Source organism: Pseudomonas sp. R3-56 (assembly GCF_051132075.1).
Taxonomy (GTDB): domain Bacteria; phylum Pseudomonadota; class Gammaproteobacteria; order Pseudomonadales; family Pseudomonadaceae; genus Aquipseudomonas.
Map to the genome: position 1 here is coordinate 1,527,245 of NZ_CP071657.1, position 21,341 is coordinate 1,548,585.

A 21,341-nucleotide genomic window follows, 5' to 3' on the forward strand; every position below is an offset into this window, starting at 1 on the left:
GCTTTAGCGGCCCGTTTGAGGAGATAGCATGATCGTTCGTCCCGTACGCAGCAGCGATTTACCCGCGCTGATCGCCCTGGCCCGCAGCACCGGCACCGGCCTGACCACCTTGCCGGCCAACGAAGAGCGCCTGGCGCATCGGGTCGGCTGGGCCGAGAAGACCTTTCGCGGCGAAGCCGGGCGTGGTGACGCGGACTATCTGTTCGTGCTCGAAGACGACGATGGTCGCGTGGTGGGCATTTCCGCCATTGCCGGTGCCGTGGGGCTGCGCGAGCCTTGGTACAACTTCCGCGTCGGCCTGACGGTCAGCGCTTCCCAGGAGTTGAACATCTACCGGGAAATCCCGACGCTGTTCCTGGCCAACGACCTGACCGGCAACTCCGAGCTGTGCTCGCTGTTCCTGCACGCCGACTACCGCAACGGCCTGAACGGTCGCATGCTGGCCAAGGCGCGGCTGCTGTTTATCGCCGAATTCTCCCAGCTGTTCGGCAACAAGATCATCGCCGAGATGCGCGGCATGTCCGACGAAAACGGCCGTTCGCCGTTCTGGGAAAGCCTCGGCCGGCACTTCTTCAAGATGGAATTCAGCCAGGCCGATTACCTGACCGGCGTGGGCAACAAGGCTTTCATTGCCGAATTGATGCCCAAGTTCCCGCTGTACACCTGCTTCCTGTCCGAGGATGCCCGGGCCGTGATCGGCCAGGTCCATCCCGACACCGAACCGGCGCTGTCGATGCTCAAGAGCGAAGGCTTCAGTTATCAGGGCTATGTCGACATCTTCGACGCTGGTCCCGCCGTTGAATGCGAAACCGGCAAGATCCGCGCGATTCGCGACAGCCAGGCGCTGGTACTCGCCATCGGCACGCCGGGCGATGACGCCACGCCGTTCCTCATCCATAACCGCAAGTGCCAGGACTGCCGCATCACCGCGGCGCCTGCGCGCTTCGCCGCGGGCACCCTGGTGGTCGATCCGCTGACCGCCAAACGTCTTCAACTCAACGCCGGCGACCAGGTGCGTGCCGTGGCGTTGTCCGCCGCTCGGGAGACCAAATAATGAAATCGTTGTACATCGCGGGAAGCTGGCTGGAAGGCCAGGGCGACGTCTTTGAGTCGTTGAACCCGGTCACCCAGCAAGTGTTGTGGACGGGCAAGGGCGCCACGGCGGCGCAGGTCGAGTCGGCCGTGCAGGCGGCGCGCCAGGCGTTCCCGGAGTGGGCGCGGCGCTCGCTGGATGAACGCATCCAGGTGCTCGAAGCCTTCGCCGGCACCTTGAAGACGCAGGCTGACGAATTGGCCCGTTGCATCGGTGAGGAAACCGGCAAGCCGCTGTGGGAAGCCGCCACCGAAGTCACCAGCATGATCAACAAGGTGGCGATTTCGGTACAGAGCTACCGCGAGCGCACCGGCGAAAAGAGCTGCCCCCTGGGCGACGCCACCGCCGTGCTGCGGCACAAGCCCCACGGTGTGGTGGCGGTATTCGGCCCTTACAACTTCCCCGGCCATCTGCCCAACGGGCACATCGTGCCGGCGCTGCTGGCGGGTAACTGCGTGTTGTTCAAACCGAGCGAGCTGACCCCGAAAGTCGCCGAGCTGACGGTCCAGTGCTGGGTCGAGGCCGGCTTGCCGGCGGGCGTGCTGAACCTGCTGCAGGGCGCGCGGGAAACCGGTATCGCCCTGGCGGCGGATCCGGGCATCGACGGGCTGTTCTTCACCGGTTCCAGCCGCACCGGCAACTTGCTGCATCAGCAATTTTCCGGTCGTCCGGACAAGATCCTCGCGTTGGAAATGGGCGGCAACAACCCACTGGTGGTGGATGAAGTGGCCGACGTCGATGCGGCGGTCTACACGATCATCCAGTCGGCGTTCATTTCCGCCGGCCAGCGTTGCACCTGCGCACGCCGCCTGTTGGTGCCGGAAGGTGCCTGGGGCGATGCCTTGCTGGCGCGCCTGGTGCAGGTCAGCTCGACTCTCGAAGTCGGCGCCTTTGACCAGCAACCGGCGCCGTTCATGGGCTCGGTGGTTTCCTTAGGCGCGGCGAAGGCGCTGATGGACGCGCAGAATCATTTGCTGGGCAAGGGCGCCGTGCCGCTGCTCGCCATGACCCAGCCACAGCCCCAGGCCGCATTGCTGACCCCGGGGATCCTCGACGTGACCGCCGTGACCGAGCGCCCGGACGAAGAGTTGTTCGGGCCGCTGCTGCAGGTGATCCGCTACCAGGATTTCGCCGCCGCGATCAGCGAGGCCAACAATACCCAATATGGCTTGGCCGCCGGTTTGCTCTCGGACTCGCAAGAACGTTACGACCAGTTCTGGCTGCAAAGCCGCGCCGGCATCGTCAACTGGAACAAACAGCTGACCGGCGCCGCCAGCAGCGCGCCGTTCGGCGGCATCGGCGCCTCGGGCAACCACCGCGCCAGTGCTTATTACGCGGCGGATTACTGCGCGTACCCGGTTGCGTCGTTGGAGACACCGAGCCTGGTCATGCCGGCTGCCCTCACTCCCGGCGTGACAATGGTGTGAGCCCCAATCGCGAGCAAGCTCGCTCCCACAAGGACAGTGCAAGACCCTGTGGGAGCGAGCTTGCTCGCGATCGGCGCGCCGCAGTCGTTATTGAATGCCTATAAAAAACAGATTCTCGTGGAGCCTCGCTGATGAAATCCTATGAAGTCAACTTTGACGGTCTAGTGGGGCCGACCCATAACTACGGCGGGCTCTCGTACGGCAACGTCGCGTCCCAGAGCAACAGCCAGCAATCCTCCAACCCCAAGGAAGCGGCGCTGCAAGGCCTGGCGAAAATGAAGGCGCTGATGGACATGGGCTTCCAGCAGGGCGTGCTGGCGCCGCAGGAGCGTCCGGACGTGGCGGCCTTGCGTCGGCTGGGCTTTGCCGGCAGCGATGCGCAGGTCATCCAGCGCGCCGCGAAAGAAGCGATGCCGCTGCTGGTTGCCAGTTGCTCGGCCTCGAGCATGTGGGTGGCGAACGCCGCCACCGTCAGCCCGAGCGCCGACACCGCTGACGGCCGCGTGCATTTCACCGCCGCCAACCTCAATTGCAAATACCACCGCAGCATCGAGCACCCGACCACCAGCCGCGTGTTGGGCGCGATGTTCGCCGACCAGCAGCACTTCGCCCATCACGCCGCGTTGCCCGCGGTGGCGCAATTCGGCGATGAAGGCGCGGCCAACCACACGCGATTCTGCCGTGCCTATGGCGAGGCCGGCGTCGAGTTTTTTGTCTTCGGCCGCAGCGCCTTCGACAGCCGCTACCCGTCGCCACAGAAATACCCGGCGCGCCAGACCCTCGAAGCGTCCCGCGCCGTTGCCCGCCTGCACGGCCTGAGCGAGGAGGGCGTGGTGTACGCCCAACAGAACCCGGCGGTGATCGACCAGGGCGTCTTCCACAACGACGTGATCGCGGTCGGTAACGGCGAAGTATTGTTCTATCACGAGGACGCGTTCCTCGACACGGACCGGATGCTGGCCGAGCTGAGCAATAAAATCGCCAAGGTCGGTGGGAAATTTCAGCCAGTGTGCGTACCGCGTTCGGCGGTCACCGTGGATGATGCGGTACGTTCCTACCTGTTCAATAGCCAGTTGCTGTCGCGTGCCGACGGCTCGATGCTGTTGATCGTGCCGGAAGAATGCCGTGGCAACGAACGCGTCTGGAACTACCTGCAAGGCCTGACGGGGTCTGGCGGGGTGATTCGCGAAGTGAAGGTCTTCGATCTCAAGCAAAGCATGCAGAACGGCGGCGGCCCCGCTTGCCTGAGGTTGCGCGTGGCGCTTAACGAAACCGAACTGGCGGCCGTCAACCCAGGGGTTATCATGACCGCGCCGCTGTATGAGTCGTTGACCCAATGGGTCGAGCGCCATTACCGCGACCGCATGACCGAAAACGACCTGGCGGACCCGCAATTGCTGCTTGAATGCCGGTCGGCACTGGATGAACTGACACAAATCCTTAAACTTGGCGCGGTTTATCCTTTCCAGATCAATTGAAAGCGCGCGCGTCCTGACTACAGTCAAAGCAGGGCGCGTTGCCTTATCCCCCGACGAGAATGTAAAGACATGAGCGATACCCTGCAGCTTATCCTGGAAGACACCGACGGCACGCAACTGGAAACCTCCTGCACCCGCGTCGCGGTGATGTGGCAGGGCAAGGAGCTGTGGATCCAGCAGGACGGCCGCGGCCAGCTGTTGATCGGCGTCGACGTCGAGGAAGGGGACGCGGAATACGCCAACCTCTTGCTGCGTCCATTGGCGACCAACCTGGTCAGCCTGCAACTGGAAATGGAACCGGCCGACATCGGCGATGACGACCACGTCCATGGCCCTGACTGCGGCCACGACCACTAAGGAAACCGCGCTATGCTCGCCCTCGGCAAACTGCTTGAACTGACCCTCGCCGGCCGCGAACCGGCGGAGAAGACTCAACTGACTGTCGAAGGCGTACGGATGCGCTGGTTGAGCGAGGGCGCGCTGGAGGTCAAGCCGCCCGAAGCCCGGGACAACGGCCTGGACCTGCTGCTGTCGGCCGGTATTCATGGCAATGAAACCGCGCCGATCGAGTTGCTCGATCGCCTGCTGCACGACATTGCCCGCGGCGACCTGAAGCCGCGGGCACGCATTCTTTTTCTGTTCGGCAACCCCGAGGCGATTCGTCGCGGCGAGCGTTTTGTCGAGCAGGACGTCAACCGGCTGTTCAACGGCCGCCACGAACTGAGCGGCGGCCCCGAGGCGTTGCGCGCCTGTGAGCTGGAACGGCTGGCCGCGAGTTTCTTCAGCGTGCCGGACCGCAGCCGTCTGCACTACGACTTGCACACCGCCATTCGCGGTTCGAAGATCGAGCAGTTCGCCCTGTACCCCTGGAAGGAAGGTCGCCAACACTCACGTCGCGAGCTGGCGCGCCTGCGCGCGGCGGGCATGGAAGCGGTGTTGCTGCAGAACAAACCGTCCATTGTCTTCAGCGCGTACACCTACGATCAGCTGGGCGCCGAGTCCTTCACCCTGGAACTGGGCAAGGCCCGGCCGTTCGGGCAGAACGGTGGCGTCAACGTCAACCAGCTGGAAACCCGCCTGCACCAGATCATCGAAGGCAACGAGCCGGAGCTGGAAGACAGCCTGGATGGTCTGCAACTGTTCAGCGTGGCGCGGGAAATCATCAAGCACAGCGACAGCTTCCGCCTGAACCTGCCGGCAGACATCGAGAACTTCTCGGAACTTGAAAAAGGTTACGTCCTGGCCGAGGACATCGCCCAGACCCGCTGGGTGATCGAAGAAGAGGGCGCCCGGATCATCTTCCCCAATCCCAAGGTCAAGAATGGCTTGCGCGCGGGCATCCTGATCGTGCCAGCGACTGACGAGAACCTGGCCTAAAGCCAACGCAGAACCAATGTGGGAGCGAGCTTGCTCGCGATTGCGGTGCTTCAGTCAATGTTGAAGGTGACTGACAGTCCGCTATCGCGAGCAAGCTCGCTCCCACAGGGTCTCAGTGTTTCTTTAGACCGCGACCGACCGCTGCTCACTGCGGCGCAACGCCCGCGTCTTGTGCAGCGTATCGGCACAGGTCTTCGCCGCTTCCTGGCCCTTGTACACGAAGTGCTCGAAGAAGAATTTCTGATGTTCTTCGCCAGCGTGGAAGTGATGCGGCGTCAGCACGACCGAAAATACCGGCACTTCGGTTTCCAGCTGAACCTGCATCAAACCGCTAATCACCGATTGGGCGACGAACTCGTGGCGATAGATGCCACCGTCCACCACCAGGCCGGCGGCGACGATGCCGGCGTAACGACCTGACTTGGCCAGCAGCTTGGCGTGCAGCGGGATTTCGAAGGCGCCGCCGACTTCGAAGAAGTCGATGTCACTTTCCTGATAACCCTGGCTGATCATCTCAGTGACGAAGCCTTTACGGCTCTGGTCGACGATTTCCTTGTGCCAGCAGGCCTGGATGAACGCGACGCGCTCGCCCGGATGGGTTTTGGTCTTGCTGTCGATTGCGGTGGGTTGCATGTTCTGGTTCCTGTTTGTGTGAAAAACAGGGCGTCATGAATCGAAGGGGATTCGAGGGTACGCCGCGCACAAGACAGTCGCAGGCGGCCCTTGGGTGTCAATCCCGTTCTCTCTTCATCCGGACTATGACCGTCGGCCCCGGAATCACACCGGGTCTGCTGACCTTGTCGCTGCACTGTAAAGACCTGTAGCACCAAGCGCTCGCGGGCTATGCGCATTGCGCGCAATTACCGCCGGTGGGGAGTTGCACCCCGCCCTGAGAACGTTTTGCCGTCACGTTTTGTGGCGGCGGACAGTTTTTAACACATAACCTCTTGTGGGAGCGAGCTTGCTCGCGATGGCGTGAGATCCGCCAGCATTGATGTTGACTGACCCACCGCCATCGCGAGCAAGCTCGCTCCCACAGGTGTTTTGATTAATTCAGGTTCTGGTGGTGTTTTCCTTCGACCGGGCTTGATTATTCCTGCCCATGCCCGCAGTAATTGCCCTTCAAAAGGGAATTTCCCCATACAGAACCGAGGCCAGATTCATGAGCGTTATCGACCTTCGCAGCGACACGGTGACCCAACCTTGCGCCGGCATGCTGGATGCCATGGCCAGCGCGCCGACCGGCGACGATGTGTATGGCGAAGACCCGACCGTCAATCGTCTCGAAGCCGAGCTGGCCGCGCGCCTGGGGTTCGCGGCGGCGTTGTTCGTGCCCACGGGCACCATGAGCAACCTGCTGGGGTTGATGGCCCACTGTGAACGCGGCGATGAATACATCGTCGGCCAGCAGGCCCACACCTACAAATACGAGGGTGGCGGTGCGGCGGTGCTCGGTTCGATTCAGCCTCAGCCCCTGGAAGTGCAGGCGGACGGCTCGCTGGACTTGGCGCAAGTGGCTGCCGCAATCAAGCCCGACGATTTCCATTTTGCCCGCACCCGCCTGCTGGCCCTGGAAAACACCATGCAGGGCAAGGTCTTGCCGCTGGAATACCTGGCGCAAGCCCGGCGTTTCACTCGGCAACATGGCCTGGCGCTGCACCTGGACGGCGCGCGGCTGTACAACGCCGCCGTCAGGCTGAATGTGGACGCCCGGGAGATCACCCAGCATTTCGATTCGGTGTCGGTGTGCCTGTCCAAGGGGCTCGGTGCTCCGGTGGGCTCGGTGCTGTGCGGCACTGACGCGTTGATCGGCAAGGCTCGTCGGCTGCGCAAGATGGTCGGTGGCGGCATGCGCCAGGCCGGGATCCTCGCGGCGGCGGGGCTGTATGCCCTGGAACATAACGTCCGGCGCCTGGCCGATGATCACGCCAATGCCCAGCGGCTTGCCGAAGGCTTGCGTGCAGTCGGTTATGCCGTCGAGCCGGTGCAGACCAACATGGTCTACGTGCAGATCGGCGAGCGGGCCGAGGCGATCAAGGCCTATGCCGCCGAGCGAGGCATCCAGCTCAGTGCCGCGCCCCGTCTGCGCATGGTCACCCACATGGATGTCGGTGCCGGGCAAATCGACCAGGTGATCGACACTTTCGTCGAATTTTCCCGCAACTGATCCTTTCAGCGGTCCGATTGACGGTTTCTATCGCATAACACACTGTACCCCACGCAAAGGGCCGATATAATGCGGCCCTTTGCCGTTGCTTCGTCTGTTGACGTTTTGCACAGGCCTTTGGCCGCAGCCTCCGTGGAAGAACCTAATGAAAAGCGCAGAAATCCGTGAAGCCTTCCTTCGCTTCTTCGAAGAGCAAGGCCACACCCGAGTAGCCTCCAGCTCTTTGATTCCGGGCAACGACCCGACCCTGCTGTTCACCAACGCGGGGATGAACCAGTTCAAGGACTGCTTCCTGGGCCAGGAAAAACGTGCCTACACCCGCGCGGTGAGCAGCCAGAAATGCGTGCGTGCCGGTGGCAAGCACAACGACCTGGAAAACGTCGGTTATACCGCTCGTCACCACACCTTTTTCGAAATGCTGGGTAACTTCAGCTTCGGTGACTATTTCAAGCGCGACGCCATCACCTTCGCCTGGACCTTCCTGACCTCCGAAAAGTGGCTGAACCTGCCGAAGGAAAAGCTCTGGGTCACGGTCTACGCCACCGACGACGAAGCCTACGACATCTGGACCAAAGAGGTCGGTGTCCCGGCTGAACGCATGGTGCGCATCGGCGACAACAAAGGCGCGCCTTACGCTTCCGACAACTTCTGGACCATGGGCGATACCGGCCCGTGCGGCCCTTGCACCGAAATCTTCTACGATCACGGCGCCGACATCTGGGGCGGCCCACCCGGCTCGCCGGAAGAAGACGGCGACCGTTACATCGAGATCTGGAACAACGTGTTCATGCAGTTCAACCGCACCGCCGACGGCGTGTTGCATCCGCTGCCGGCGCCGTCGGTAGACACCGGCATGGGCCTGGAGCGGATCAGTGCGGTGTTGCAGCACGTCCACTCCAACTACGAGATCGACCTGTTCCAGAGCCTGCTGGCCGCTTCGGCCAAGGCCATCGGTTGCACCAACGATAACCAGGCCTCGCTGAAAGTGGTGGCCGACCATATCCGTTCCTGCGGCTTCTTGATCGCCGACGGCGTACTGCCTTCCAACGAAGGTCGCGGCTATGTGCTGCGCCGGATCATTCGTCGCGCCTGCCGTCACGGCAACAAGCTGGGCGCCAAGGGCAGCTTCTTCTATCAGATCGTCGCGGCGCTCGTGGCCGAGATGGGCGAGGCCTTTCCGGAGCTCAAGGCTCAGCAGGCGCACATCGAACGTGTCCTCAAGGGTGAAGAAGAGCAGTTCGCCAAGACCCTGGAGCAGGGCCTGAAGATTCTCGAGCAGGATCTGGCCGAGCTCAAGGGCAACGTGGTTCCAGGTGACGTGGTGTTCAAGCTGTACGACACCTATGGCTTCCCGATGGACCTGACCGGCGACATCGCCCGCGAACGCAACCTGACCCTCGATGAGGAAGGTTTCGAGCGCGAGATGGAAGCCCAGCGCGTGCGTGCGCGCTCCGCCAGCTCCTTCGGCATGGACTACAACAGCCTGGTCAAGGTTGACGTGGCCACCGAATTTACCGGTTACGCCGCGACCACCGGCTCGGCCAAGATCGTGGCGATCTACAAGGACGGGCAATCGGTCGACATCCTGAGCGAAGGCCAGGAAGGCGTGATCGTGCTGGACACGACACCTTTCTACGCCGAGTCCGGCGGCCAGATCGGCGACAGCGGCTACTTGCAGGCCGGCAACTCGCGCTTCGATGTGCGTGACACCACCAAGACCGGCGGCGCGTTCCTGCACCACGGCGTGCTGGCCTCCGGCAGCCTGATGGTCGCAGCGCCCGTGGCCGCCCATGTCGACGCCGAGGTCCGTCACGCGACTGCGTTGAACCACTCCGCGACACACTTGCTGCACGCAGCGTTGCGCCAGGTGCTGGGCGAACACGTTCAGCAGAAGGGCTCGTTGGTGGACAGCCAGCGCCTGCGCTTCGACTTCAGCCATTTCGAAGCGATCAAGCCTGAGCAACTCAAGGCGCTGGAAGACATCGTCAACGCCGAGATCCGCAAGAACTCCCCGGTAGAGACCGAGGAAACCGACATCGAGACCGCCAAGCGCAAAGGCGCGATGGCGCTGTTCGGCGAGAAGTACGGCGATAACGTGCGCGTGCTGAGCATGGGCGATTTCTCGGTGGAGCTGTGCGGTGGCATCCACGCCAATCGTACCGGCGACATCGGCCTGCTGAAGATCATCAGCGAAGGCGGCGTGGCCTCCGGTGTGCGGCGTATCGAGGCGGTCACTGGCGCTGCTGCGCTGGCCTACCTCAACGCGGCTGAAGAACAACTCAAGGAAGCGGCGAGCCTGATCAAGGGCAGCCGTGACAACCTGATCGACAAGCTGTCGGCTGTGCTGGAACGCAACCGCCTGCTGGAAAAGCAGCTTGAACAGTTGCAGGCCAAGGCTGCCAGCGCCGCGGGCGACGATCTGTCGGCCCAGGCGGTGGACGTCAAGGGTGTGAAAGTGCTGGCCGTGCGTCTCGACGGCCAGGACGGCAAGGCGCTGCTGGCGCTGGTCGATCAACTGAAAAACAAACTCGGCCGCGCAGTGATCCTGCTCGGCGGTGTCCATGAGGAAAAGGTCGTTCTCGTCGCAGGCGTGACCAAAGACCTGACTGGCCAACTCAAAGCCGGTGATTTGATGAAGCAGGCCGCTGCGGCAGTGGGCGGGAAGGGCGGTGGTCGTCCGGACATGGCGCAAGGCGGCGGTACCGACGCCAGCGCCCTGGACGCGGCACTGGCCCAGACCGTTGCATTTGTAGAGCAGGGCATTTAAGGCAGCGCCCCGGGTTCGCCAAGGCGGGCCCGGGCGCTGTCGAGATTATTTGGGCGCCCTTCATGGGCAGAGGCGGCTTTGAAATGGCTTTGATCGTACAGAAATTTGGAGGCACCTCGGTCGGCACCGTCGAGAGAATCGAACAAGTCGCCGACAAGGTTAAGAAATTCCGTGACGCTGGCGATGACCTGGTGGTCGTGCTGTCGGCAATGAGCGGCGAGACCAACCGTCTGATCGATCTGGCCAAGCAAATCAGCGGCGACCAGCAACCGGTCCCCCGTGAGCTGGACGTAATCGTTTCCACTGGCGAGCAGGTGACCATCGCCTTGCTGGCCATGGCGCTGATCAAGCGTGGCGTACCGGCGGTGTCCTACACCGGCAACCAGGTGCGTATCCTGACCGACAGTGCGCATAACAAAGCGCGTATCCTGCAGATCGATGACCAGAAGATTCGCGGTGACCTGAAGGCTGGCCGCGTCGTGGTTGTCGCCGGTTTCCAGGGCGTGGACGAGCACGGCAACATTACCACCCTTGGCCGTGGCGGTTCCGATACCACTGGCGTGGCCCTGGCGGCAGCCCTCAAGGCTGACGAGTGCCAGATCTACACCGATGTGGATGGCGTCTACACCACCGATCCGCGGGTCGTGCCCGTGGCTCAGCGCCTGGACAAGATCACCTTCGAAGAGATGCTGGAAATGGCCAGCCTCGGTTCCAAGGTGTTGCAGATCCGCGCGGTGGAGTTCGCCGGCAAGTACAACGTTCCGCTGCGCGTTCTGCACAGCTTCAAGGAGGGTCCGGGCACCCTCATTACTATCGATGAAGAGGAATCCATGGAACAGCCGATCATTTCCGGCATCGCTTTCAACCGCGATGAAGCCAAGCTGACCATCCGTGGCGTGCCAGACACTCCCGGCGTGGCGTTCAAGATTCTCGGCCCGATCAGCGCGGCCAACATTGAAGTCGACATGATCGTGCAGAACGTCGCGCACGATAACACCACCGACTTCACCTTCACCGTGCACCGCAACGATTACCAGGCCGCTGAAACCGTGCTGAAAAAGACCGCTGGCGAGATTGGCGCCCGGGAAGTGGTGGGCGACACCAAGATCGCCAAGGTCTCGATCGTCGGCGTCGGCATGCGCTCCCACGCAGGCGTGGCCAGCCGCATGTTCGAATCGCTGGCCAAGGAAAGCATCAATATCCAGATGATCTCCACCTCGGAAATCAAGGTGTCGGTGGTGATCGAAGAGAAGTACCTGGAACTGGCCGTGCGCGCCCTGCACACGGCTTTTGAGCTCGACGCTGCGGCCCGACAGGGCGAGTAAGGCGTTGCCTTGAGGGCGCGGTTTCGACCGCGCCCTTTGTTTTTCCGGATGGCATGTCCCAAAACTGTTCTTTTGCGCCCGCTGGTCAATACTAGGCCTGTGGGCTGCGACCGTTTCGGTTGTAGGTGTCATGCCCTTTTTTTGCAGACTGTTGTTCCTGAACTGAATCGCGTGAGGAGAAAGGTATGCTGATTCTGACCCGTCGGTGCGCAGAGAGCCTGATTATTGGCGATGGCGAAATCACCGTGACCGTGCTCGGCGTCAAAGGAAACCAAGTGCGTATCGGCGTCAACGCGCCGAAAGAGGTCGCTGTGCACCGGGAGGAAATTTACCTGCGTATCAAGAAAGAGAAGGACGACGAACCAAGCCATTAATTTTTATCGATTTTTATGTTTGCAAACGGGGATGAAGGTGGTTAATATACGCCCCGTGTTGCGGAGAGCTGGCCGAGTGGCCGAAGGCGCTCCCCTGCTAAGGGAGTACACCTCAAAAGGGTGTCGGGGGTTCGAATCCCCCGTTCTCCGCCATTATTCGTTTAGTGCGCTGTCTCTGGCTTGATCGGTAACTGTTTGAAATTACTGAAAAAAGCGCTTTACAAAAAGATTCGGCGACCTATAATGCGCGGCAACAAATGCACTCGTAGCTCAGCTGGATAGAGTACTCGGCTACGAACCGAGCGGTCACAGGTTCGAATCCTGTCGAGTGCACCATTTAAGAGTTGCTTGCAGCGATGCAAATAACTTGGCTACAACCAGTTGTGATCTGGTATAAAACCACAACTTGCACTCGTAGCTCAGCTGGATAGAGTACTCGGCTACGAACCGAGCGGTCACAGGTTCGAATCCTGTCGAGTGCACCAAACACCAAAAAGCCTGCGTTTAACGCGGGCTTTTTGCTGTCTGGGATTTAACGTTTCACGCAGCCTTTTTCATCGAACGCGACCTCGGTGCTGCGGCCATTCCTCTTTTTGTAGGTATAGCGCGTGTTCGAATTCCGCACCTTGATCGTGTCGGGCCGGCCAAGTGCGCTCTCCACGTCTTGCTGGCTCATGCCAGCGATTACCCGCCGATCCATGATTGCCTCCCGGCGCTGGCTGGCGTCGATCAGATTCCCGCAGTCGTCCTCCAACTGGCCAACGATGGTCGGTGCCTTGCGTCTGTTTGTGTTGCCGGATGTTTTAAGCGGCTGCGCTTCCGGCAGCAGCGGTGCGACGTGGCCCGGGTTGAATGAGTTTATCTGCTGCACGGACAGGATCTCCCCGGATGGGCAGCTCAGGCTCGTGAACGTCACCTGCCCGGCGCCGTTTTCGCAGCGATGCACGGTTTGTGCGGCGCTCCAGAGGGGCAGGCAGGCTAAGGCGGCGAGTGGAAACAGACAGCGGTTTGCGGGCATCCGGGCTTCCTCCTTGACCGTTGGTAAAGAAGGGTAGCCGCTACATTTGCGCCGCAGCGTGTGTTTTCTTTTCAGAATAAGTCGTCGTAAATGCAGAGGTTCAGCCTGTGTTCAGGTTTGTCTCGCAAGCGCTTGTTCTTGCCACGATTTTTTAACGTTCTAGAGCGTCAAGCGGTGTATGATTGCGGCCGTCAGCCCCGCCGGGGCTTTGGAATATCTTCATGGACTTACCCAGTAGTTACTCAATATCGCGTTTTACCAATCATGAATTGACTGATTGATCCTTCCGGCGTGCTCCACTGCTGGGAGTGGAGTTCGCCTATGACCGAAGTAGAAGTAAAAAAAACGCAGGAAAGCCTTCAGGATCGCCTCGCTCAAGTCGTTGAGCTGCTGCATCGTCAGCGGGTCGTGGAAGACCTGACGCATCGCCAGGAAGGCCCTCATTCCGACCGGGTCGGGAACCTGGTCCACCGGCAGAATCTCGTCGAGTTGCAGCGCAAGCTCGATGACCTGCACTCGGCCGACGTCGCCTACATCCTCGAAGCCTTGCCACTGGAAGAACGTCTGACGGTCTGGCAACTGGTCCAGGCCGATCGCGACGGTGACATCCTGCTGGAAGTGTCCGACTCGGTTCGTGAAACCCTGATCGCCGACATGGATGATCACGAGCTGTTGGCGGCGGCCAAGGAGATGGACGCCGACGAGCTCGCCGACCTCGCCCCCGAACTGCCGCGCGACGTTGTCCATGAGCTGATGGAAGCGCTTGATGGGCAACAGCGCGAGCGTGTGCGCTCGGCGTTGTCCTACGACGAGGAGCAGGTCGGTGCGCTGATGGACTTCGAGATGGTGACGATCCGCGAGGACGTCAGCCTTGAAGTGGTCTTGCGTTACCTGCGTCGCCTCAAGGAGCTGCCGGGGCATACCGACAAACTCTTCGTGGTTGATTATGACGGCGTGCTCAAGGGCGTGCTGCCGATCAAGCGGCTGCTCGTCAATGACCCGGAGAAGCAGGTTGCCGAGGTCATGGCCAGCGACACTGTGAGTTTCCATCCCGACGAAAATGCCTACGACGCGGCCCAGGCATTCGAGCGTTATGACCTGATTTCCGCGCCGGTGGTGGACAAGAACGGCAAGCTGATCGGCCGTCTCACCATCGACGAAATGGTTGACCTGATTCGTGAGGAAAGCGAAAGCGAAGTCCTCAGCATGGCCGGTCTGCGAGAAGAGGAAGACATCTTCGCTTCGGTCTGGAGATCCCTGCGTAACCGTTGGGCCTGGCTGGCGGTCAATCTGGTTACGGCGTTTGTCGCTTCTCGCGTCATCGGCCTGTTCGAAGGCTCCATCGAGAAACTGGTAGCGCTGGCGGCGTTGATGCCTATCGTAGCCGGCATCGGCGGCAACTCTGGCAACCAGACCATCACCATGATCGTTCGCGCCATGGCGCTGGACCAGGTCAGCACCGGCAATACGTCGCGATTGATGCGCAAGGAGCTGGCGGTGGCGTTGATCAACGGCGTGATCTGGGGCGGCGTGATCGGCGTGGTGGCGTACCTGCTATACGGCAGTTGGTCGCTGGGTGTGGTGATGACCGCGGCGATGACGCTCAATCTGCTGCTGGCGGCGTTGATGGGAGTATTGATCCCGATGACCCTGGCCCGCCTGGGGCGCGACCCGGCAATGGGCGCCAGCGTGATGATTACCGCCATGACGGACAGCGGAGGGTTTTTCATCTTCCTGGGCCTGGCGACGATTTTCCTGCTCTGAATGGCTCCTCAAGAAGCCCGCCTGTTTGGCGGGCTTTTTTGTGCGCGATGGTTTTTGCCAGCGGCCGGATTCCAGGCAAAAAAAAGCCAGCACAAGGCTGGCTTTAATAATTGGGTGGTGATCAGGACGCGTCTGCGGCCATTTCTGCGTCGTGGGCAATCAGCGAAACGAGGGCGTTCTGCTGACGATGGGAAAGTTGTCGGAAGCGTTGAAGCAACTCGCGCTCGTGCAACGACAGCTCAGGGCTGTCCAGGCGCATGCTCAACTCTTCACCCAGTGCCCCTTCCTGAATCAGGCTTTGCTCAAGGCGCGCGATGATTTCGGAGTTCATGCTGCGGTGATGATTACGAGCCACCTCGGCAATGCGTTCCCGCATTCCGTCTGGCAGACGCACGACGAACTTGTCAGCCGTACGGCTGGAATAAATTGCCTGTTTCATTGGGCGCATATTTATTTAACCGGTTAGTTCAGGGGAGCGGTTCTCGGGATTGGCCGCAGGATGTCGATAGGACAAGGTCCGCAGCCAAATGTTCAACCTGAATTGTTAAGAGGCCCGCATGATGCCTCAAAATTGCCAGATCATTGGCGCCAATTCTGTGACAAATTCTGATCCGGGTAAAGGCGTTATGCCAGCACCCTTCGTCAAAAAATGCGGACTGGTTTGAAAAAACATACAGGTTCCGCATTTGTGACCACTGCATCGTGTCGTTGTGCCATACCGTTTGGCGGATAACCGCTACGGAGCACAATGGCGACTGTCCTTGCTTTGTATAGGATAGTGGCAAAATGCCGATTTACTAGGCCGACGAGCCGGGGATGGATGAATGGTGGCTGAATTCGCCAGGTCTGTGCTCTGCGCAGCGGCCCAGCCGCACCATTTGCCTACACTTATCAGGCAACGACGACATGACAAACGCGAGAGCGGCCGTTAACATGCACGCCGTCCAACGCACCGCGTTTCTCGCGGTCGACCCGTGTCTCAGTAGCTCAATTGGATAGAGCATCCCCCTCCTAAGGGGAAGGTTGGCAGTTCGAACCTGCCCTGGGACACCATTTTTCGCACCAGCCCCCCAACGCCGATCTACTCTCCCTTAACGGAACGCCATCTGCTGCCGATAACCCGATGAGTCTCCTTTCCTGACGTCCCGGCGTTGTGGAGCGGTGTTTCGTTTGTTTCGCCATTGAGTTCATTTTTTCTTATTTGCCTGGACATCCTCGATGCTGGCGTACCACCAAAAAAGTTTTCTGATCGTCGATGATTTCTCGGATTTCCGCAGTTCCGTCCGGTCCATGTTGCGGGAGCTGGGCGTCAAGGACGTGGATACCGCCGATACCGGTGAAGTGGCCCTGCGCATGTGCTCGCAGAAGCGCTATGACTTTATCCTGCAGGATTATCACCTGGGCGACGGGCGCAAGAATGGCCAGCAGGTGCTGGAAGACCTGATGGTCGAGAAGCTGATCAGCCATGAAAGCGTGTTCCTCATGGTGACCGCCGAGACCAGCCAGGCGATGGTGCTCAGTGCCCTGGAACATGAGCCGGATGCGTACCTGACCAAGCCATTCAATCGCTCCGGCCTGGCCCAGCGGTTGGAGCGGCTCGAGCAGCGCAAGACCTTGCTCAAGCCGATCCTGCAAGCCCTTGACCGTGGCAAGCCGATGGAGGTGCTCAATGCCTGTATCGCCCTTTGCAAGCAGGACCCTCGCTACGGGCCGCTGTGCCTGCGTTATCGCGCCGATGCGTTACGCGACCTGAATCAGAACGAGGCCCTTGAGCGGTTGTACAACTCCATCATCGCGGATCGTCCGTTGCCTTGGGCGTACGCGGGGCTGGGGAAGTTGTTGTTCAAGCGCGGGCAGGTGGGCGAGGCCAAGGCTGTCTATGAAAAAGCCTTGAAAGCTTTTCCGATGATGCCCGCCCTGTACGACGGCATGGCCGATGTGCTGGTGGCCGAAGGTGATACGAAGCAGGCGCAAAACGTGCTGGAAGAGGCGGTGCGCCTGTCGCCCCTGGCGGTGCGCCGGCAAGCGCTGCTGGGCAAGCTGGCAATGACCAATGAAGATTACGACACCGCGTCGAGAGCCTACCGCCAGGCGGTGGGGCAGGGCGCGCAGTCGCGCTTCAAGGACCCGGAAACCAACCTCGGCCTAGCCCATGCGCTGATCAGCAAGGGCAGCGAGAAAGGCCTGGATACCCGCACTCGCCTGGAAATCAACACGACGCTCAGCGCCGTGGCCAAGGAAAACCCCAGCGATCCGGGGCTGCAAGTCCGGGCGCGGCTGATGAAGGCCACGAGCCTGCTGCTCAACGATGCCGAAACCGCCGAGAAGCTCACCGAGCAGGCGTTGCAGCGCCTCGACGGCATGGAGCAATTCATGAGCGCCGAAGCCGCCTTGCTGGTGGCCAAGCAGTTGCAGATGCTTGGGCAGACCAGCGCCGGCGAGTCGATGCTGAAGAACTGCGCGGAAATCTACGGCGATGACCCGACGGTGATGCAAGGCATCGCCAAGCTCACCGATGACCCCAACATTCTCAATCAGGGCAACGCCGCCGCCGAGCTGAACCGTGAGGGTGTGCGCGTCTACAAGACCGGCGCCTTGCCCGAGGCGCGAGAGCTGTTCCGGCGCGCCCTGAAGCTGCAACCAAAAAACATCAGTATTGCCCTGAACATGGCGCAATCCCTGCTGCACGGCACCGATACCAGCGTCGAATCGGAGCTGCTCCAGGAATGTCGCGCCTGCCTGAAACTGGTGGGCATGATGCCCGATACCGATGCGCGTTTTGCGCGCTATCAGAAACTGCGAAGCAAGGCATTTGGCGATGAATGACAGCGAACAGGCTCTCGATTTTTCCACGGTGATTGCATCTACCGTGCACGATATGAAGAACTCCCTGACCTTGCTCATGCAGGCTCATACGCAATGGCTCGAGCGTTTGCCGGAGTCCGAGCGACAGACTTCGGAGCAGGGCGTGATGGACTTCGAGTTCGCCCACCTCAACGGCCTGCTGGTGCAACTGCTGGGGCTGTACAAGCTGGGGGTCAACCAGTTGCCGTTGCATCCGGCCTATCATGAGCTGGATGACTTCATCGAAGCGCAGCTGGCCGGCCATCAGGACGTGTTCCGCAGCCGCGGAATCATGGCCACCTACGAAGTCGACCCGCTGAGTCCGCTGGGCTTTTTTGATCGTGAGTTGATTGCCTCGGTGCTCGACAACATGATCAACAACGCGATTCGCCATGCTCGGCAGACGCTCTTGATCAGTGTGAGCGACGAGGCCGGGCAGTTGGTATTGACCATCAATGACGACGGCGAAGGCTATCCAGCTGCGATGATCGAGCGTCAGGCCGAGTATGTGCAGGGCATCAACCACAGCACCGGCAGCACCGGCCTGGGCCTGTACTTCGCCGCGAGGATCGCCGGTCTGCATCAGCGGGGTGGCTTGAGCGGGCGTACCGAGATTGCCAATGGCGGCGTGCTGGGCGGCGGGGTGTTCAGGCTTTATCTGCCCTGAACAAAACCTGACGCAACACAATTCCCCCTGTGGGAGCGAGCTTGCTCGCGATAACGTCGGATCAGTCGCATCAGTGCCGGCTGATACACCGCTATCGCGAGCAAGCTCGCTCCCACAATGCATTTCGGCAGATGATGTTATTGTCTCTGAATGCTTGATATTCCGAACAGCCGGAGCCTATTTTGTACGGGTTGCCGTTCGCGGCTCGCACATAACAAGGATTGCGTCATGACGACCGATGGCCAGCGTTCACTCGCACAGCGACTGACGGGCATTGATGAGATTGAATGTGTCACGCCGGATTTGAATGGCGTGCCGCGAGGCAAGGTGATGACCGCCGAGGGCTTCCTCGAAGGCCGGCGGTTGCAGATGGCGCGGGGCGTGCTGCTGCAATGCATCATGGGCGGTTACCCGCCGTCGCGTTTTTATGGCAGCGATGATGGCGACCTGGCGCTGGTGGCCGATCCGAAACAGATCCATCGCTTGCCATGGAGTCATCCGCCCCGTGCCCTGGCGATTTGCGACGCCGACGAGCTCAGCGGGGAGAGCTCGCCGCTGTCGACCCGTGGTCAGCTCAAGGCTGTGATAGCGCGCTATGCAGCGCTTGGGCTGGCGCCGGTCGTCGCGACGGAACTGGAGTTTTTTGTCTTCGCAGCCAATCCGGATCCGACCCAGCCGTTCCGACCGCCGGTGGGCCTGGACGGACGCCGCGAAGACGGCCAGTCGGCGTTTAGCGTCAGCTCCAACAATGGCTTGCGCCCGTTCTTCACTGAAGTCTACGAATGCATGGCGGCGTTGGGTTTGCCGCGCGATACGTTCATGCATGAAATGGGCGTGAGCCAGTTCGAAATCAATCTGCTGCATGGCGATCCCCTGTTGCTGGCAGACCAGACGTTCCTGTTCAAGCACTTGCTCAAGGAAGTGGCGCTCAAGCACGGCCTGACGGTGGTCTGCATGGCCAAGCCCCTGGCGCAGACGCCAGGCAGTTCGATGCACATTCACCAGAGCGTCGTCGAGCTGGACAGTGGGCGGAATGTATTCAGCGACGAGGCCGGCGAGCCAACGGCTGTTTTCCGTCACTTCATTGGAGGGCAGCAGGCCGGCATGGCGGATTTCACCGCACTGTTCGCGCCGAACGTGAATTCCTACCACCGCTTGTGCCACCCGTTTGCTTCGCCAAACAACGCCTGTTGGTCCCATGACAATCGTTCGGCCGGGTTGCGCATTCCGGCCAGTTCGCCGGCGGCCCGACGGGTCGAGAACCGCTTGCCGGGGGCTGACGCCAACCCGTACCTGGCGATCGCGGCGAGCCTGGCGGCCGGGCTGTATGGCATCGAAAACCGGCTAGAGCCAAGCGCCGCAATCCAGGGCGAATTCGAAGTGCCGGAGAATCTCTCCCTGCCATGTACCTTGCATGCGGCCCTTGAGCGTCTCAAGCGTAGCCACTTGGCGAAGGAACTGTTCGGCAGCGAGTTCATCGAAGGTTACATCGCTTCAAAGAGCCTGGAACTGACCAGTTTCTTTGACGAGATCACGCCTTGGGAGCGGCGCGTCCTGGCGGCCCAGGCATAACCAACCGTCGCATTCGGGCTATCTTCAGAAGATAGCCCTCACTCACCTCAAGGAGCCGCTCGGAACGCCGATGCGCCAAATCTGGAAACCTTTTCGAGCGCTTTATTTCGCCTCGCTGATGATGCTCATCGGCTCAGGCCTCCTGAGTACGTACCTGGCCTTGCGTCTGGCTGCCGACAACGTCGACAGCCTGTGGGTCGGTGCGCTGATGGCCGCCAACTATTTCGGCCTGGTACTGGGCGGCAAGATCGGTCATCGGCTGATCGCCCGCGTCGGGCATATTCGGGCCTATTCGGCGTGCGCCGGGATCGTCGGCGCGGCGGTATTGGGCCACGGCCTGGTGAACTGGCTGCCGGCCTGGATCGTGCTGCGGATGATTGTCGGCCTCGGGATGATGTGCCAGTACATGGTCATCGAGAGCTGGCTCAACGAGCAGGCGGAGGCCAAGCAGCGCGGGGTGGTGTTCAGCGGCTACATGATCGCCTCGTACCTGGGGCTGGTGCTGGGCCAGCTGATCCTGGTCATGCACCCGGCCCTGGGCCTGGAGCTGCTGATGCTGGTGGCGTTGTGTTTCGCCCTGTGCCTGGTGCCCGTGGCGCTGACTCGGCGGATTCACCCGGCGCCGCTGCATCCGGCACCGATGGAGCCGCGCTTCTTTATCAAACGCGTGCCGCAATCGTTGACCACGGTGCTTGGCTCGGGGCTGATCGTCGGTTCCTTCTACGGCCTGGCGCCGCTGTACGCTTCCCAGCAGGGGCTTACTACCGAGCAGGTCGGTCTGTTCATGGGTAGCTGCATCTTTGCTGGCCTGCTGGTGCAGTGGCCGCTGGGTTGGCTGTCGGATCGTTACGATCGTGCGCTGCTGATCCGCTGCTTCGCGCTGATCCTGGTGGTGTGCGCGTTACCACTGGCGATCCTGTCGAAGGTGCCGGTGGAGGTCCTGTTTATCGCGGGATTCTGCTGTTCGCTGGTGCAGTTCTGTTTGTATCCGTTGGCGGTGGCGTTTTCCAACGACCACGTCGAAGGCGATCGCCGAGTGTCGCTTACGGCCATGTTGTTGGTGACCTACGGCGTGGGCGCCAGTATCGGTCCGTTGGCGGCCGGGGTGCTGATGAAGCTGTTCGGTAGCCAGATGTTGTACGGGTTTTTCGCCTTGTTCGCTTTGGTGCTGGTGTGGCGGATCCGGCCGAAAGCGGTCACCAACCTGCATCAGGTCGATGATGCGCCGCTGCACCACGTGGCCATGCCGGACAACATGACCAGCTCACCCTTGGTGGCGTGCCTCGACCCTCGGGTAGACGAGCAGGTCGTCCAGGATCAGATGCAGACCTCGCCCAACCCCGACGTGGAGCCTGAGCCTGAGCCGGAATTGGAGCCGGTCACCGAAGGCGCGGAAGACGAACCGCCAGCCTCCGATTTCACCCAGGCCAGGCCTTGAAGCGGCGATAAAAAAACGGGCAACCCTTGC

The 21,341-nt window shown here is 61.0% G+C and carries 16 protein-coding genes, 4 tRNA genes, 1 pseudogene and 1 riboswitch; of the genes and pseudogenes, 18 read left to right on the top strand and 3 right to left on the bottom strand.

Annotation, left to right across the window (positions count from 1 at the left end):
• Positions 1-28: 28 nt before the first annotated feature.
• The 5 genes from astA (at position 29) to astE (ending at position 5,375) form a co-directional block, all read left to right on the top strand.
• Positions 29-1,054, top strand: a complete 1,026-nt coding sequence (gene astA, locus J3P96_RS07190; protein WP_434628955.1) for an arginine N-succinyltransferase — start codon at positions 29-31, stop codon at positions 1,052-1,054.
• Positions 1,051-2,520: a succinylglutamate-semialdehyde dehydrogenase gene (astD, locus tag J3P96_RS07195; protein ID WP_434658114.1), complete on the top strand. Its 1,470-nt coding sequence runs from the start codon at positions 1,051-1,053 to the stop codon at positions 2,518-2,520. The genes astA and astD overlap by 4 nt, the downstream gene beginning before the upstream one ends.
• A 131-nt stretch (positions 2,521-2,651) precedes the next feature.
• Positions 2,652-3,998, top strand: a complete 1,347-nt coding sequence (gene astB / locus J3P96_RS07200) for an N-succinylarginine dihydrolase (RefSeq protein WP_434656284.1) — start codon at positions 2,652-2,654, stop codon at positions 3,996-3,998.
• Positions 3,999-4,067: 69 nt separating this feature from the next.
• The gene (locus J3P96_RS07205) at positions 4,068-4,355 is read left to right on the top strand and encodes a topoisomerase II (RefSeq protein ID WP_305499345.1); all 288 of its coding nucleotides are present in this window, start codon (positions 4,068-4,070) and stop codon (positions 4,353-4,355) included.
• A gap of 12 nt (positions 4,356-4,367) precedes the next feature.
• A complete protein-coding gene (gene astE / locus J3P96_RS07210; protein WP_434656285.1) occupies positions 4,368-5,375 on the top strand; it encodes a succinylglutamate desuccinylase in 1,008 nt (335 codons plus the stop codon).
• Positions 5,376-5,498: 123 nt separating this feature from the next.
• Here the strand turns inward: astE and J3P96_RS07215 are convergent, their stop codons facing one another.
• Entirely contained in the window at positions 5,499-6,008 is a 510-nt protein-coding gene (locus J3P96_RS07215; protein WP_434656287.1) for a 6,7-dimethyl-8-ribityllumazine synthase, read from the bottom strand.
• Between the two features lie 101 nt (positions 6,009-6,109).
• A riboswitch (FMN riboswitch) is annotated at positions 6,110-6,276 on the bottom strand.
• Between the two features lie 261 nt (positions 6,277-6,537).
• On the opposite strand from J3P96_RS07215, the gene ltaE reads away from it, so the two are divergent.
• From ltaE to J3P96_RS07250, 7 genes are all read left to right on the top strand, one after another.
• On the top strand, positions 6,538-7,542 hold the full coding sequence (gene ltaE / locus J3P96_RS07220) for a low-specificity L-threonine aldolase (protein ID WP_434656289.1): 1,005 nt from the start codon (positions 6,538-6,540) through the stop codon (positions 7,540-7,542).
• Positions 7,543-7,687: 145 nt separating this feature from the next.
• A complete protein-coding gene (gene alaS / locus J3P96_RS07225; RefSeq protein ID WP_434656291.1) occupies positions 7,688-10,309 on the top strand; it encodes an alanine--tRNA ligase in 2,622 nt (873 codons plus the stop codon).
• 83 nt (positions 10,310-10,392) lie between these two features.
• Complete coding sequence (locus tag J3P96_RS07230) at positions 10,393-11,634, top strand: aspartate kinase (RefSeq protein WP_305499355.1); 1,242 nt, start codon at positions 10,393-10,395, stop codon at positions 11,632-11,634.
• A 185-nt stretch (positions 11,635-11,819) separates the two neighbouring features.
• The gene (csrA, locus tag J3P96_RS07235) at positions 11,820-12,008 is read left to right on the top strand and encodes a carbon storage regulator CsrA (protein ID WP_003178872.1); all 189 of its coding nucleotides are present in this window, start codon (positions 11,820-11,822) and stop codon (positions 12,006-12,008) included.
• A gap of 62 nt (positions 12,009-12,070) precedes the next feature.
• Positions 12,071-12,161 (top strand) — tRNA-Ser (locus J3P96_RS07240).
• 106 nt (positions 12,162-12,267) lie between these two features.
• Positions 12,268-12,344: transfer RNA gene (locus tag J3P96_RS07245), tRNA-Arg, on the top strand.
• Between the two features lie 72 nt (positions 12,345-12,416).
• Positions 12,417-12,493 (top strand) — tRNA-Arg (locus J3P96_RS07250).
• Positions 12,494-12,512: 19 nt separating this feature from the next.
• On the opposite strand, the pseudogene J3P96_RS07255 reads toward J3P96_RS07250, so the two are convergent.
• A pseudogene (locus J3P96_RS07255) lies at positions 12,513-13,026 on the bottom strand (cell envelope protein SmpA).
• Between the two features lie 321 nt (positions 13,027-13,347).
• Between J3P96_RS07255 and mgtE the strand changes: the two are divergent.
• On the top strand, positions 13,348-14,790 hold the full coding sequence (gene mgtE / locus J3P96_RS07260; RefSeq protein ID WP_434572363.1) for a magnesium transporter: 1,443 nt from the start codon (positions 13,348-13,350) through the stop codon (positions 14,788-14,790).
• A gap of 121 nt (positions 14,791-14,911) precedes the next feature.
• Here mgtE and J3P96_RS07265 read toward each other — a convergent pair whose 3' ends face one another.
• Complete coding sequence (locus tag J3P96_RS07265; RefSeq protein ID WP_010226671.1) at positions 14,912-15,238, bottom strand: Arc family DNA-binding protein; 327 nt, start codon at positions 15,236-15,238, stop codon at positions 14,912-14,914.
• A 528-nt stretch (positions 15,239-15,766) separates the two neighbouring features.
• Here J3P96_RS07265 and J3P96_RS07270 point away from each other — a divergent pair.
• The 5 genes from J3P96_RS07270 (at position 15,767) to J3P96_RS07290 (ending at position 21,311) form a co-directional block, all read left to right on the top strand.
• Positions 15,767-15,843 (top strand) — tRNA-Arg (locus J3P96_RS07270).
• Between the two features lie 165 nt (positions 15,844-16,008).
• Positions 16,009-17,616: a response regulator gene (locus J3P96_RS07275; protein ID WP_434656293.1), complete on the top strand. Its 1,608-nt coding sequence runs from the start codon at positions 16,009-16,011 to the stop codon at positions 17,614-17,616.
• Entirely contained in the window at positions 17,609-18,301 is a 693-nt protein-coding gene (locus tag J3P96_RS07280; RefSeq protein WP_434572366.1) for a sensor histidine kinase, read from the top strand. The genes J3P96_RS07275 and J3P96_RS07280 overlap by 8 nt, the downstream gene beginning before the upstream one ends.
• A gap of 330 nt (positions 18,302-18,631) precedes the next feature.
• On the top strand, positions 18,632-19,873 hold the full coding sequence (locus J3P96_RS07285) for a glutamine synthetase family protein (protein ID WP_434605194.1): 1,242 nt from the start codon (positions 18,632-18,634) through the stop codon (positions 19,871-19,873).
• 70 nt (positions 19,874-19,943) lie between these two features.
• Positions 19,944-21,311 carry an MFS transporter gene (locus tag J3P96_RS07290; RefSeq protein WP_434656295.1) on the top strand — a complete coding sequence of 456 codons (1,368 nt, stop codon included), beginning with the start codon at positions 19,944-19,946 and terminating at the stop codon, positions 21,309-21,311.
• The last annotated feature ends 30 nt before the right edge of the window (positions 21,312-21,341 follow it).